This is a genomic window from Paenibacillus baimaensis, assembly GCF_025567575.1.
In genome coordinates this window covers 175,445-189,265 of sequence record NZ_JAOQIO010000095.1, presented here as the reverse complement: position 1 = coordinate 189,265, position 13,821 = coordinate 175,445, and the positions used below count along the sequence as shown (strand labels likewise).

Genomic DNA, 13,821 nt, shown 5'->3' with positions numbered 1-13,821 from the left:
CGAAATGAAGGAGTGCACAGTCATGTGGAAGACAGCTATAGAAGATGCGATGAATACAATTAAAAGCAATATTGCCAGGTTTGGAGATGCATATCCCCATGTCAGTCAACAAGGCAGCTACAGTGGCCATTTGAATGCTAATCAGGAATGGACCTCAGGGTTCTGGTCAGGGATGCTCTGGCTGGCATACGAGTATACGAATGATCGGGTTTATCGTGATGCGGCTGTCAAAACTGTGGGGAGCTTCCGAAATAGGCTGGAAACTAACGATTCTATTGAACATCATGATATTGGTTTTCTATATTCCCTCTCGTCCAAAGCACAATGGATCATCGAGAAGGATGAGGCTGCCAAGGACCTGACAGTGAAGGCGGCTGACAAGCTGATGACCCGTTGGAGGGAGAAGGGGCAGCTCATTCAAGCCTGGGGACCTCTCGGGGATCAGGAGCAGGGGGGAAGGATCATCATTGATTGTTTGATGAATCTACCTCTCTTGTATTGGGCTTCTCTAACAACAGGTGATAAGAGCTATGCTGTGGTAGCAGCGATCCATGCGGAGAAAAGCAGACGTTATCTGGTTCGAGGAGATGATTCGAGCTACCATACCTTTTATTTCGATCAAGAAAGCGGAGAACCTATCGGTGGTTCAACAGCACAAGGCTATCGCAACGGATCGACATGGACAAGAGGGCAGGCTTGGGGCGTATATGGGTTTGCGCTATCTTACAGATACACGGGTAATCCGAAGTTTTTGGAAACTTCCAAAAGAATGGCGAAATACTTCCTACAGCATTTGCCGGAGGATCAGGTCGCGCTCTGGGATATGAATGTTCCGACTCACCCTGAACCCTATCGTGACAGCTCTGCCTCAGCCATCGTCTGTGCCGGTTTATTGGAGCTTTTGGAGCAGCTGCCTCCATATGATTCAGATCGTGATGAATTGCGGCAAGGCTTGGAGCGGTCCATGACATCGCTTGTGACGAAGTATGCGACTATTGGAATGAAGGATTCCGAAGGTTTACTTCAACACGGCTCTTACAGCGTAAGAGGCGGTAATGCACCGGATGATTTTATGATATGGGGGGATTACTACTATTTGGAGGCTCTTCTTAGATTGGATCGAGGAATGAAGGGATACTGGTATGAACCTTGATTTCATAAATTAACGCGGTGATGTAATTAAGTGAAGAGACATCCGAAACATTCCACCATTTTCCGCTTCATATTATATACAGATTGCACGTTTGAATCGTGTTATTCTCATCATGATAGGACATCGACATGTCGATGTCTTTTTCTGTGTATGGATTGAGAACTACCTCCTGATATGTTAAAATTTTATGAAGCAAAATAGGCTAACTTTTGATATACTTAGCCGACGGCTATTCATGTGTCATATCACTGTTGCAAAGGGGAAATACTAGACTATGTACAACCGAGCAAGGGGATGGCTCGCTTCCCTGGATTGGACCCATTATGGGATTATTGCATCAATCTATCTGATATGGCGAATCGGTGAGGGCGGAGGCTGGAGTACTGCATGCTGGATGCTGCTCCTGATATGCTTGCTGGGTGTTCGAACGGACCAGATTGATGTTGATTGGAAACGTTTTTTTGTGTTTGGATTACCCCTGCTATATTTATTCTATTATTTTTACGGTTCAGGTAACAGCTTATGGTGGAACATCGCAAACTGGATGTTTGAAAACAATCGACATCCATGGACCTGGGATGATGCGATGAACAGTATTCCACTCAACAATGCAGCCTGGATGCGGATTTATAATTCACCTGCACTGGATCAGGCAATGGTTTGGGTATACAACTACGGATTTGTATTATCGCTGTGGCTTTGTATCGTTCGCAGCTTCTGGACCCGAAGCATCAAAAAGATGCTGTCCTATGCATTGTCGGGTCACGTTTTGCAATTTCCATTGATTTTGCCCTTCTACAACCTGATTATGCTGCGTGAGGTTTGGTTTGTGAAAGGCCAGCGGGATTTGCTTGGACGTGTATTTACAAGCGAGAATGAATTGCTGACCAATGTGATGAACTGTTTTCCGAGTATGCATACATCAATTTCATTTGCTATGCTGCTGCTGGCCCTTCGTGAGAAGGATCGAATTTTCAAATATATGATGGTCACTTATTGTTCATTGATTATTATATCGACCATGTATTTGCAAATTCACTGGGTTCTGGACGTATTTGCGGGTATGGCCTTTGCATATGGTACTGTCAAGCTGGCAGATTTACTAATTCGCATATGCTCGGACAGGCTGCCAGAGTGGTTAAAAGGCTATTACAACAAAAAACAGAAAAAGAAATATCCCGATACGACGATGGTTGCCTGATGGCGGCCATTTTTCTTGTCTCAATGTCATTAAAGAGTTGACATTATCGCTGATTTTCTGCATCATACTAGTAAGTAAGCATGGACAGGAAGGAAGATTACAAATGGATGACAAGCAAAGTCAAGAAGAATATTTTGTTGTTAAAGCCAAGGAGAACGGCGTACAGGTTATCGGCTTGACCCGTGGACAGGATACGAAGTTTCACCATACCGAAAAGCTGGATAAAGGCGAGATCATGATCGCCCAGTTTACCGCTCATACCTCGGCTGTGAAGATCAGAGGCAAAGCCGTAGTGATGACGAAGCACGGTGTTATGGATACGGAGGAATAATTTTTCTTGGATCCTGCAGGCATAGCCTGCTTTTTTTTGTTGTACAATGATAAGAGCAGGATAGTCGTTCTGCGCGCCCGAATGAAGATTGGGGGTTGTACAATGAAATGGTTGATTCGACTGCTTGCCACTTCGATTTTGACCGTCTGTGTCGTGCTGTCAATTTCATTATTACCGCAGTTGGAAAACGATTGGGATTCACCTGTTTTCAACTTGGTAAGAGCAGAACCTTTAACAGAATTAAACGTTGTGGATGTTATGAGCAAACTACAGCTTCACATGCGCATACGCAAGGTTGAGGTCAGTCATGCTATCGTTTCGGTTGACCTGTTGGCTTCTCCGTCATCAGACAGGCTAGAGGTTCTCAAGGATGTAAGCGGAATCCCGCAATTATTGTTCAGCCATTCTTCCAACATTAATCAGGTTCTGGTTCGAGTTTTGGATGGTTCCAAGCAGGTGGGTGGCAGTACTTCATTACTTATAGCGGCAGATGCACGACGAGAGAAAATGGTTAGAACGGATTACAGGCTGGAGACGAAGACTGCGGAGGAAATGGAGCAATATTTGCAGTCCCATTATCGTATGACCTTTACGCCTAACTGGCGAGAGAAATTTGAAGCAAAAAGTTCAAATTGATATTGTGCGTCAACACTTTGATTGTGCTATAATAGTTTGGATTATGATCAAGAGATGTTCTTGTACCGGTTCGGAGGCTAATGATGAATTGTTATCGGATACCAGAGATGGCCCAAAAATATATAGATTATGACATGATACAGAAATACACGGAACTCCCGGATTTCCCCGAATTTCGAACACGGATTCTATATGCATTTCTCAATAGACATAGCGAATTGCACGATTACAGCGAGTTGTTCAGTCTGGTAACGAGTCTGGTCCAGTTGGGACTCGACACTCATGATACGGTCAGCATTACGAATCAGGCCAAGGATATGAAGTCAGCCAGATCAAGACAAATCAAGGTGCTGGCAGGTGATTATTTCAGTGCCCGGTTCTACTTTCTGCTCGCAGAGGCTGGACACATTGCTATGATAGGAACACTTTCTGATGCTATTTGTGAAGCAAACCGCTTGAAAATCGTTTTTTATCAAACATTAAAAAGCGTGAACCTAACCTCGGAAGAGTATGTAGCTCAATCAGTAGAAATCAGATCGCGGATTTATAAAGCCTTTTCTCAGTTCATGGAAGGGTCGCTCTATAAGGTTTGGCCAGAAATATTGCGTTTATTCACATTATGTGAGCTGCTGCTTCAAGAAATTGGCAAGCCGGAGAAACAGCAGCAACCGGACAGCTGGAGCTTTGGGTATATGCTGCAGCAGATTTCCAAAGAAGAGCGCAGGAACATGCAGCTCGAGGAACCTGATCCAGGTAAAATTCGTTCCATATGGATGAAATACAAGATATCATCACAATTATATCAACTGCTAGAAACAACGACACGTCAGCTACAGGACAAGCTGCGAACGCTCGAAAGCAAAGAGTTGAGTGAAGAGCTCAAGTTGATAGGAGAGCCGTTTGATCGCTACCTGTCGACTCCAAAAGTATTGGAAGAAATTTGAGGTGAATCGAAGTGCAGTCCAAATCTAAAGAAGAATTTGTTCATTCCGTCTTTGAAAGTATAGCTCCCAAATATGATCTCATGAATGACATTCTCAGCTTCCGCAGACACAAGGCATGGCGGAATTTTACAATGAAGAAGATGAATATGCAGCCGGGCAGTACGGCTATTGATCTGTGCTGTGGGACCTGTGACTGGACGATCAGCATGGCTAAAGCAAGCGGGACCGGGGAGATGGTCGGTCTTGATTTTAGCCAGAATATGCTCGATTATGGCGCGGTCAAAATTCGCGAAGGCGGATTGGACAAGCAGATTAAGCTGGTACAAGGCAACGCCATGAAGCTGCCATACGAGGATAATACCTTTGACTACGCGACAATCGGATTCGCTCTGCGTAATGTGCCTGATCTTGTGAAGGTGATTGAGGAAATGCAGCGCGTGGTTAAGCCTGGCGGATGGGTCGTTTCCTTAGAATTATCCAAGCCTACATGGCAGCCATTCAAAGGGATATACTATTTTTATTTCCAAACTATATTACCTTTACTGGGTAAATTAATTGCCAAAAGCTATGAGCAGTATAAGTGGCTGCCGGAATCCTTGATAAACTTCCCTGATCATAAGCAGCTTGCCGAAATTTTCAAAACAACAGGGTTGACTCAAGTCCAGGCGTATCCGCTAACCGGAGGCATCGCAGCACTTCATATCGGCATCAAGAGGCAGGCGGCGGAATGAGAAACGGGAGTGGTGGATTTAGATGCTGTTGAAAAAGACGAAGATTTTTTTGGAAATGATCAAAATTGAACACACGCTTTTTGCACTGCCATTCGCATTTATGGGAGCCATATTGGGCTCTATTGTCATGACTAATCATTTGCCGGGTTGGGCCGCAATTGGATGGGTCATTCTGGCGATGATAGGTGCTCGCAGCGCGGCAATGGGTTTGAACCGGGTTATCGACAAGGTATTTGATGCGAAGAACCCGAGGACGGCTGCCAGAGCGATTCCTGCCGGATTGATTTCCTCGAAAGAAGCTATCATTTTTATTGTGATTTCATTCACACTGTTATTTTGGGCAGCCTCTAATTTAAGCCCGCTTTCCATGAAGCTGCTGCCTATTGCGGTCTTTTTTCTTGTGTTATATTCGTATACAAAACGCTTTACCTGGGCTTGTCACTTAATCCTTGGTTTAACGCTTGGATTAGCTCCGCTTGGAGGCTGGGTCGCGGTGACGAACGATATCTCACTGCCGGCTATCATTTTTTATGTGTCGGTTTCCTTTTGGACAGCAGGGTTTGATGTCATCTATGCATGTCAGGATACAGAGTTTGATAAGAAGGAAGGGCTGCATTCGATACCACAACGATTTGGTGTTGCGAAGGCTCTAAGAATTGCCCGTTGGTTCCATCTGGTTACAGCTATCGGATTCATTGTCTTATTTTATTTAACAGATTTGAGCTGGCTCTATTTGATCGGTATTCTTATCGCGAACCTGTTATTGTTTTATCAACATAAGATAGTTACACCTACGAATTTAAGCCGCGTGAACATGGCTTTCTTTACCTTAAACAGTACATTAAGCTCAGTCGTATTCATCTTTTCCCTGGCAGACTTGGTGGTGCTCCATAAATGAGTCGACCTTGGGTAATTGGTATAACCGGAGCTAGTGGAGCAGCTTATGGTGCACGTTTGTGCACCTATTTGCTCTCTATAGGAATGGAACTGCATGTGCTGGTTACAGATGCCGGCTGGCGGGTATTAAAGGAAGAGCTCGGGTGGGACTCTAGCAACAGAAAGGCAACACTTCAACAACATTTTGGTTCCCATCCAGGAAGCTTTCATTATCATCCGATTCAAGATATCGGGGCAAGTACGGCAAGCGGCTCATTTCGGACGGCTGGGATGGTAGTTGTTCCTTGTTCAATGGGATCTTTGTCAAGTATTGCAAACGGTACCTCGGATAATTTGCTGGAGCGGACGGCTGATGTGATGCTGAAGGAAGGCAGGCCGCTAATCATCGTTCCTCGCGAAACTCCATTGCATGCGATACATCTTGAAAATATGCTTAAGCTGTCCCGAATGGGCGTCCGAATGATTCCGGCTATGCCGGCATTTTATCAAGGACCTCAGACGATAGCTGACATGATTGATTTTGTCGTAGGTAAAATATTGGATGCGATGCAGGTGGAGCACGAACTGTTCAAAAGATGGGGTTCACAGGGAGATAAATCTGTGACGCAGGTGACGGAATGAAACTGATCGAATTGTACGCCAAAATGAAAAAGGATATTACTTATATCGAGAAAGAGCTGGAGCGCAGTATCGACAGTGAGCATGCACTGCTTCGTGAGGCTTCGCTTCATTTGTTAAAGGCGGGCGGCAAAAGAATCCGGCCTGTTTTCGTTCTGCTTGGGGCCAAGTTTGGCCATTACGATCTGGAACAGATCAAGCATATCGCGGTTCCTTTGGAATTGATTCATATGGCCTCATTGGTTCATGATGATGTGATTGACGATGCTTCGACACGCAGAGGTCAAAAGACCGTCAGATCCAAATGGGACAATCGGATTGCTATGCATACCGGAGATTACATATTTGCCAAGGCCCTAACGGTCGTCACCAAGCTGCCGAATGCAACCATTCATCAGATTATGTCGAAGGCGATCGTCGAGATGAGTATCGGTGAAATGGAGCAAATTCGATTCTTTTTCAACACCGAGCAAACGTTACGGGACTATTTGCTGCGAATAAAGCGTAAAACAGCCCTGCTGATTGCGATAAGCTGCCAGTTAGGTGCGATTACCGCTGGTGCTGAGGATGATTTGTCCATGCGGTTGTATCGATTTGGTTACAATGTTGGGATGGCTTTTCAGATTCGTGATGATTTACTGGATTTGTGCGGCTCTGAGAAGGAGATTGGTAAACCGCCTGGCAGCGATATTCGTCAGGGGAATATTACGGTACCGATCATCTTTGCTTTGCAGCAGCCTGAGCTCAGGGATGTATTATTAGAACAAATGCAGCAGATCAAGGAAGCTGACGGTCAAACCGATATTAGTACGTTTATCAAGCTGATCCGCAGCAGTGAGGGTATTCGTCGGTCAGAGCAGTTGGCTTCAAGTTATATTGATAAAGCGATAGCAGCTCTTCAGGGCTTGCCGGACATTCAAGCTAAGAAGGATTTTGTCGGTGTAGCACATTTTATCGGGAATCGTTCGTATTAAAATGTTAGCTTTTCCCATGGAATGGTTATCATAATACAATAACTATGTTATATTGGGATTTAAAAGGAGGATGGGAATATGGAACGCAGCTTTTTGATGGTAAAGCCGGATGGCGTGCAGCGTGGTGTGATTGGTGAGATTGTAAAACGCTTTGAACAGAAAGGCTTCCAGTTGATTGGGGCCAAGCTGATTCAAATGTCGAAGGAGCAAGCAGAACTTCACTATGTGGAGCATACAGGTAAAGATTTTTTTGAAAGGCTCGTTTCTTTCATTACCTCAGGTCCGGTGTTTGCTATGGTCTGGGAAGGCGATCAAATTATCGCATTATCCAGAACCATGATTGGTAAAACAAGCGCTGTAGATGCTGCGCCCGGGACCATCCGTGGGGATTATGCGATACATACCAATTTTAATTTAATACATGGCTCTGATTCTCCTGAGAGTGCTGAGCGGGAAATCAATAACTTTTTTACCGAACAAGGATTAGTGAGATACACCAAGTCTATACAAACGTGGATTTAGGGTGGGATGTTGGCAATGGAGGATCAGGATTTTTTGCTATTTGTAAAAAAGGTCAAGGATTACACGTCGATCGATTTGGCTCAGTATAAGGAAGCTCAGATGAAGCGGCGGTTGACCACATTAAGAACCAAAAAAGGTTATACTACGTTTGTTGCTTTTTTTGAAGCGATGACCAAGGATAAGGACCTGTTCTACGAGTTTTTGGATCGCATGACGATTAATGTATCAGAGTTCTGGCGCAACCCGAACCGCTGGGAAGTGCTGGAGCGCGTTTTTATACCGGAAATGCTTCGTAAAAACCGTAAGCTCAAATGCTGGAGCGCAGCCTGCTCCACAGGGGAAGAGCCTTATACGTTATCGATGATTTTGGCCAAGTTGAATGCATTGAGTGATACCCATCTGCTCGCTACGGATATTGATGACGGTGCTTTGGCCAAAGCCAAGAATGGTGTGTATTCAGACCGTTCAATCCGGGATGTTCCTCAGGCTTACCTCGATAAATATTATAAAAAAGAAAATTTGACTTATTTGGTGAGCGATGAGTTGAAAAAGGGTATCCGTTTTCAGAAGCAAAATTTGTTGACGGATAAATTCGATACCCAATTTGATTTGATTATTTGTCGAAACGTAATGATCTATTTCACTGAAGAAGCAAAGCATCTGTTGTATCAAAAGTTTGCGGATTCTCTTAAGCCGGGTGGCATTTTGTTTGTAGGCAGCACCGAGCAAATTTTTTCACCGGGTCAATATAAGCTGGAGCCGGCTGAAACTTTTTTCTATCGAAAGAAAGAGTAGTCATACATGTATAAACTTTTCCAGTCTTGCCCATACTAAGGAGTAATTAGTGCTCGTGCATACGTAGATGCTTACGAAGTTAGTCTTTGCTAAAGCAAAAACTCAGCAGATGCTTACGAAGTCAGTTTTTGCTAAAGCAAAAACTCTTAGGAGGGTCAAATGGACAAAAGGAAGGTTATCATGGCTTACCGCAAGGGCTTTATTACCATGCAGGAATGTGCACAGATTCTCGGAATTGATTCTATGCAGATTTTAGGTTTTGTGGACACGCCCGACCAGACCGTGCATGCGGAACCATACATCAAACAATCGATCCATGTATGATTTAGATCTTGCACCATCCATAAGAGGAGGAAAGAAGCGTAACCTCGGCTTTCATGCCGCTGCTGCGCTTCTTTTTTTGTATACACGTTTCTTGTCAAACTGTGAAGCCTATACTATAATTAGCAAAGGAATCGGGTACATACCTACGGAAGAGAATGTCGGAAGGGGATAAACAAGTGAGATATTTAACAGCAGGCGAAACGCACGGACCACAGTTGACTGCAATTATCGAAGGCTTTCCAAGTAATGTCACGATAGACTTCGAAAAGGTGAACTTTCAACTGGGCCGCCGTCAAAAGGGCCATGGTCGCGGACGCCGGATGCAAATTGAGAAGGATACCGCAAGTATTGTTGGCGGTGTAAGACATGGTAAAACAACGGGGGCGCCAATAGCGCTTGTGGTTGAGAATAATGACTGGAAACACTGGACTTCAGTGATGAACATTGAACCGATTGAAGGCAATGACGAGTCCAAACGAAGAGTTAACCGTCCACGTCCGGGTCATGCAGATCTTAACGGCGGTTTGAAATATAATCAAAAAGATCTACGTAATATTTTGGAGCGTTCGAGCGCGCGTGAAACAACGATGCGTGTCGCAACGGGTGCTGTAGCTCGTCAACTATTAGAAGCATTCGGTATTAAGGTAGCCGTACAAGTTATCCGTATTGGCGATGTTGAAGTGAAGCGTCAGGATTTGGCGATTGATGAGCTGATCCGTATTACAGAGGAATCTCCGGTACGTGTCGTTGATAAAGAAGCTGAGGCTCTTATGATCGCAGCGATTGATGCTGCCAAAGAAGACGGGGACACACTTGGCGGTATTGTGGAATGCATTATTGAAGGCGTACCAGTTGGATTAGGCAGTCATGTCCAGTGGGATCGCAAGCTGGATGGCCGCATTGCTCAAGCTGTATTATCTATACAAGCGTTCAAAGGCTGTGAGATTGGTATCGGGTTCGAAGCAGCCAAGCTCAGAGGCTCCAAGGTTCATGATGAAATTATGCATAGTGAAGAACTCGGCTTTTATCGTGCGTCGAATCGTGCAGGTGGCTTTGAAGGTGGCATGACAACAGGCGAGCCAATCGTGGTGCGCGGCGTAATGAAGCCTATCTCAACCTTGTACAAAGCTTTGCAAAGTGTTGATATCGACACGAAGGAGCCGTTCACAGCTCAAGTAGAGCGTTCCGATACGTGTGCGGTACCAGCGGCAGGTGTTATTATGGAAAATATTGTGGCTTGGGAAGTAGCCAATGCATTTCTTGATAAATTCGGTGGCGATTCCTTGGAAGAAATTCGCAGCAACTACAACAGCTACCTGGAGCAGATCAAGAACTACTAATGCTGACTGCGGCTGGTAATCAGGTGCACGTAAATAGTTATGCAGATGGGAGCGTTGAAACGAATGAGAGAGCTAAAGGTTGATTTGGGTGAGCGTTCCTACCCTATTTACATCGGACAAGGTATCATTGAACAAATCGCAGATTTATTCAGCAAACACGGGATCAGCAAAGGCTCGCCAATGCTTGTTGTTACCGATGATCATGTGGCCAAGCATCATTTGCCTCAGGTGATCAGCCGATTGGAGGCAGCGGGTTTTAAACCCATCTCCTATACGGTCGCTTTTGGTGAGAAATCCAAGTCACTAAGCGTTCTGGAGGATATTATTGGCGTGGCCCTACAGGCCGGGTTGGACCGTAAATCAGCCGTTGTCGCTTTAGGCGGAGGTGTGGTTGGAGATTTAGCGGGTTTTGTGGCTGCGAGTTATATGCGCGGAGTAAAATTCGTGCAAATTCCGACTACGATCCTAGCACATGACAGTAGTGTGGGCGGTAAGGTTGCAGTGAATCACCCACTGGCCAAAAATACGATCGGAGCCTTTCATCAGCCGGAACTCGTGCTTTACGATACTTCGACCTTGCAGACACTGCCAGATCGTGATGTCCGTGCCGGACTGTCCGAAATGATCAAGCATGGATTGATCTGGGACGCCGGATTTACGGCATGGTTGGAAGAAAACGCACAAAAGCTGGTACAACTTGACGCTGAGGCTTTGGAATATGGCTTATACGAAGGTTGTAAAGTAAAAACAATCGTCGTCTCCAAGGATGAAAAAGAGCACGGCTTGCGTGCGATCCTGAATCTTGGGCATACGATCGGCCATGCGCTTGAAGCGACAGCCGGGTACAATGAGCTGCTGCATGGAGAAGCGATTTCAATTGGGATGGTAGGTTCAGCCAAGGTAGCCGTTCGTCTGGGTTACTCGGAAGAAATCTACACGACAACGAAACGTATTTTGCAAGCATTTGGTTTGCCGACAAGCATCCCTGCGCACCTGGATACCGATGCGATTATGAGTGCTATGATGCATGACAAGAAATTTGATGAGGGTAATATCGTCTTCATCGTACCAACCGAAATTGGTAAGGTGGAGATTAACAAGAATGTGTCCGCGGCTTTGGTGAGAGATGTCGTGGAGCAGCTGAAACGGGAGGTATAGCACATGTTTGTTCGGGGAATTCGCGGTGCGACAACAGTAGAAAATAATGAAGAAAATGAAATTTTAGCGGCGACAACAGAAATGTTGAATCATATTATTGCCGAGAATGGTATCGTACCGGATGAAATAGCCAGTGTATTTGTAACGGTAACGACCGATTTAACAGCGACTTTCCCTGCGCGTGCCATTCGTGCAATGGAAGGCTGGGAGCTCGTACCGCTAATGTGTTCATTGGAGGTTCCGGTTATCGGCAGTCTTCCATTATGCATCCGCTTGATGGTTATGGTGAACACCGAGAAGAGACAGGATGAGATCGTTCATATTTATTTGAAGGAAGCTATGCGCCTTCGTCCCGATTTATCCAAATTGACAAAATCATAATACAAATAGTATAGTATGGGTAGCAAGTAGCAATACCAGACGAGTAGAGTAGAGTGAGTAGTTGAGCAGAGTTGAGATGAGCCGAGTGTAACACCGAATACCGTACAGGTGCTTGTTTGTGTGCGTGTATAGCTGCTGCTGTAAGATTAGCAGTGCTGTTTCGGTATGGTTAATATCATCTGCGATACCCACCTCTACTTGACGTAGAGGTTTTTTGTTATTTATATGAGATGAGCAGAGGAGTGATCGTACATGTACACACCAGAACTAAAGGAAGTTATCAGCCTATCCAAGCAATATAATTTGGTCCCGATCGTTCGTACATTAATGGCGGATACGGAAACGCCGATACGTGTATTTCAACATTTTTATCATGAAAAACGCGCCTTTTTGTTGGAAAGTGTGGAGGGTGGCATTAAATGGGCCCGCTATTCTTTTATTGGAACAGATCCCTTCATGATGATAACTGCAAAAAATGGCGTGACCGAGGTTGAAACACAATCGGAGAAGAAGCATACCATTGAAAAGCCAATTGATGTGCTGAAAGCATATCTTCGTTATTACAAAAGTCCGGCATTACCTGATTTGCCAAGGTTTACAGGAGGGGCAGTTGGTTTCTTCGGTTACGATCTGATGCAGTATTATGAAAAGCTGCCTGCTCACAAGGTGGATGACTTGCAGATGAATGATATTCAATTTATGTTCTGTGACCAGGTCATTGTGTTCGATCATTTCAAACAGCAGCTTAAAATCATTGCTAATGTACACATTCCACAGCAAGGAACAGATGCGGATATTGCAGCGGCCTATGAAGCAACGATTGCCAAGATCGAAGAAACGATAGAGCGTCTCAGACGTCCTTTACCAGGTCTTACTTTATCGCAGCAGTCCATCCCAACAGATGTGGAGCTGGGTGAAGTTAAATCGAATTTGACCAAGGAGCAATATATAGCCAATGTAGAGCAGGCAAAGGAATACATTCGTGCTGGAGATATTTTTCAGGTGGTGCTTTCGCAGCGTTTTGAAATCGAGACCGATGTATCCCCGCTGCATGTATACCGGATCCTGCGGACGTTGAATCCTTCACCCTACATGTATTGCCTCAAGATGGACGACGAAGTGATCGTTGGAACATCGCCTGAGCTGCTTGTTCGTGTAGAAGACGAGAAGGTCGAAACGCGTCCGATAGCTGGAACCAGACCAAGAGGGAAAACACCGGAGCAGGACAATGCTTATGAAGCAGAGCTGCTTGCGGATGAAAAAGAACGTGCCGAGCACTTGATGCTCGTTGACCTGGGACGTAATGATATTGGCCGTGTGGCTGAGTTTGGTTCCGTTCATTGTGATACATTCATGCAAATAGAGAAGTACTCGCACGTGATGCACATCGTTTCCAACGTATCTGGTAAAATCGCCAAGGATAAGGACTTTTTTGATGCATTCCTGTCGTGTTTACCGGCAGGTACTGTGTCTGGTGCACCGAAGCTGCGGGCGATGGAAATTATAGCCGAGGTTGAGAATGAATCACGTGGCGCTTATGCCGGTGCTATTGGATATCTTGGTTTTTCAGGAAATCTGGATACGTGTATTACAATTCGTACGATTATTTTCAAAAATGGCAAGGCCTACGTACAAGCTGGAGCAGGCATCGTGTGGGATTCGGTTCCAGAAAGCGAATATCAGGAGACCATTAATAAAGCAACGGGTATGCTCAAATCGATCCGTACTGCGGAAATCGTGTTTGCCCAAAAGCCGCTGGTACCTTCCGTCATTAACCATGATTATTACCAATAGTTCATACCTATAAGAAAGGAAG

At 45.1% G+C, this 13,821-nt stretch carries 16 protein-coding genes; all 16 read left to right on the top strand.

Annotated elements, in window-relative coordinates; translation table 11 throughout:
• The first annotated feature begins 22 nt into the window (after positions 1–22).
• The 16 genes from OB236_RS27100 (at position 23) to trpE (ending at position 13,799) form a co-directional block, all read left to right on the top strand.
• Entirely contained in the window at positions 23–1,153 is a 1,131-nt protein-coding gene (locus OB236_RS27100) for a glycoside hydrolase family 88 protein (protein WP_262686744.1), read from the top strand.
• Between the two features lie 274 nt (positions 1,154–1,427).
• Positions 1,428–2,354 (top strand): phosphatase PAP2 family protein, encoded by a 927-nt coding sequence (locus tag OB236_RS27095; protein ID WP_076227608.1) that lies wholly within the window; start codon positions 1,428–1,430, stop codon positions 2,352–2,354.
• A 103-nt stretch (positions 2,355–2,457) separates the two neighbouring features.
• Positions 2,458–2,685, top strand: a complete 228-nt coding sequence (mtrB, locus tag OB236_RS27090; protein ID WP_076227605.1) for a trp RNA-binding attenuation protein MtrB — start codon at positions 2,458–2,460, stop codon at positions 2,683–2,685.
• Between the two features lie 102 nt (positions 2,686–2,787).
• On the top strand, positions 2,788–3,321 hold the full coding sequence (locus tag OB236_RS27085; protein WP_262686743.1) for a hypothetical protein: 534 nt from the start codon (positions 2,788–2,790) through the stop codon (positions 3,319–3,321).
• A gap of 83 nt (positions 3,322–3,404) precedes the next feature.
• Positions 3,405–4,265 (top strand): heptaprenyl diphosphate synthase component 1, encoded by an 861-nt coding sequence (locus OB236_RS27080; protein ID WP_262686742.1) that lies wholly within the window; start codon positions 3,405–3,407, stop codon positions 4,263–4,265.
• Positions 4,266–4,276: 11 nt separating this feature from the next.
• Positions 4,277–4,996, top strand: a complete 720-nt coding sequence (locus OB236_RS27075) for a demethylmenaquinone methyltransferase (RefSeq protein ID WP_262686741.1) — start codon at positions 4,277–4,279, stop codon at positions 4,994–4,996.
• Between the two features lie 25 nt (positions 4,997–5,021).
• Positions 5,022–5,894: a UbiA-like polyprenyltransferase gene (locus OB236_RS27070; protein ID WP_076228353.1), complete on the top strand. Its 873-nt coding sequence runs from the start codon at positions 5,022–5,024 to the stop codon at positions 5,892–5,894.
• On the top strand, positions 5,891–6,514 hold the full coding sequence (locus tag OB236_RS27065) for a UbiX family flavin prenyltransferase (RefSeq protein WP_262686740.1): 624 nt from the start codon (positions 5,891–5,893) through the stop codon (positions 6,512–6,514). Before OB236_RS27070 ends, OB236_RS27065 begins: the two co-directional genes overlap by 4 nt.
• Complete coding sequence (locus OB236_RS27060) at positions 6,511–7,485, top strand: polyprenyl synthetase family protein (protein ID WP_076227592.1); 975 nt, start codon at positions 6,511–6,513, stop codon at positions 7,483–7,485. Before OB236_RS27065 ends, OB236_RS27060 begins: the two co-directional genes overlap by 4 nt.
• Before the next feature lie 78 nt (positions 7,486–7,563).
• Positions 7,564–8,007, top strand: a complete 444-nt coding sequence (ndk, locus tag OB236_RS27055) for a nucleoside-diphosphate kinase (protein ID WP_262686739.1) — start codon at positions 7,564–7,566, stop codon at positions 8,005–8,007.
• Between the two features lie 15 nt (positions 8,008–8,022).
• Positions 8,023–8,802 carry a CheR family methyltransferase gene (locus OB236_RS27050; RefSeq protein WP_076227587.1) on the top strand — a complete coding sequence of 260 codons (780 nt, stop codon included), beginning with the start codon at positions 8,023–8,025 and terminating at the stop codon, positions 8,800–8,802.
• Between the two features lie 159 nt (positions 8,803–8,961).
• Positions 8,962–9,126 carry a hypothetical protein gene (locus OB236_RS27045; RefSeq protein ID WP_262686738.1) on the top strand — a complete coding sequence of 55 codons (165 nt, stop codon included), beginning with the start codon at positions 8,962–8,964 and terminating at the stop codon, positions 9,124–9,126.
• 176 nt (positions 9,127–9,302) lie between these two features.
• Positions 9,303–10,466 carry a chorismate synthase gene (gene aroC / locus OB236_RS27040; RefSeq protein WP_262686737.1) on the top strand — a complete coding sequence of 388 codons (1,164 nt, stop codon included), beginning with the start codon at positions 9,303–9,305 and terminating at the stop codon, positions 10,464–10,466.
• A gap of 63 nt (positions 10,467–10,529) precedes the next feature.
• On the top strand, positions 10,530–11,624 hold the full coding sequence (aroB, locus tag OB236_RS27035; protein WP_262686736.1) for a 3-dehydroquinate synthase: 1,095 nt from the start codon (positions 10,530–10,532) through the stop codon (positions 11,622–11,624).
• Positions 11,625–11,627: 3 nt separating this feature from the next.
• Positions 11,628–12,005 carry a chorismate mutase gene (gene aroH, locus OB236_RS27030; RefSeq protein ID WP_076227581.1) on the top strand — a complete coding sequence of 126 codons (378 nt, stop codon included), beginning with the start codon at positions 11,628–11,630 and terminating at the stop codon, positions 12,003–12,005.
• A 252-nt stretch (positions 12,006–12,257) separates the two neighbouring features.
• A complete protein-coding gene (gene trpE / locus OB236_RS27025; RefSeq protein ID WP_262686735.1) occupies positions 12,258–13,799 on the top strand; it encodes an anthranilate synthase component I in 1,542 nt (513 codons plus the stop codon).
• Positions 13,800–13,821 lie beyond the last annotated feature (22 nt).

Coding starts and splice junctions, on each gene's coding strand:
- OB236_RS27100 (WP_262686744.1), top strand. CDS start 23: ATGTGGAAGACAGCTATAGAAGATGCGATGAATACAATTAAAAGCAAT.
- OB236_RS27095 (WP_076227608.1), top strand. CDS start 1,428: ATGTACAACCGAGCAAGGGGATGGCTCGCTTCCCTGGATTGGACCCAT.
- mtrB (WP_076227605.1), top strand. CDS start 2,458: ATGGATGACAAGCAAAGTCAAGAAGAATATTTTGTTGTTAAAGCCAAG.
- OB236_RS27085 (WP_262686743.1), top strand. CDS start 2,788: ATGAAATGGTTGATTCGACTGCTTGCCACTTCGATTTTGACCGTCTGT.
- OB236_RS27080 (WP_262686742.1), top strand. CDS start 3,405: ATGAATTGTTATCGGATACCAGAGATGGCCCAAAAATATATAGATTAT.
- OB236_RS27065 (WP_262686740.1), top strand. CDS start 5,891: ATGAGTCGACCTTGGGTAATTGGTATAACCGGAGCTAGTGGAGCAGCT.
- OB236_RS27060 (WP_076227592.1), top strand. CDS start 6,511: ATGAAACTGATCGAATTGTACGCCAAAATGAAAAAGGATATTACTTAT.
- ndk (WP_262686739.1), top strand. CDS start 7,564: ATGGAACGCAGCTTTTTGATGGTAAAGCCGGATGGCGTGCAGCGTGGT.
- OB236_RS27050 (WP_076227587.1), top strand. CDS start 8,023: ATGGAGGATCAGGATTTTTTGCTATTTGTAAAAAAGGTCAAGGATTAC.
- OB236_RS27045 (WP_262686738.1), top strand. CDS start 8,962: ATGGACAAAAGGAAGGTTATCATGGCTTACCGCAAGGGCTTTATTACC.
- aroB (WP_262686736.1), top strand. CDS start 10,530: ATGAGAGAGCTAAAGGTTGATTTGGGTGAGCGTTCCTACCCTATTTAC.
- aroH (WP_076227581.1), top strand. CDS start 11,628: ATGTTTGTTCGGGGAATTCGCGGTGCGACAACAGTAGAAAATAATGAA.
- trpE (WP_262686735.1), top strand. CDS start 12,258: ATGTACACACCAGAACTAAAGGAAGTTATCAGCCTATCCAAGCAATAT.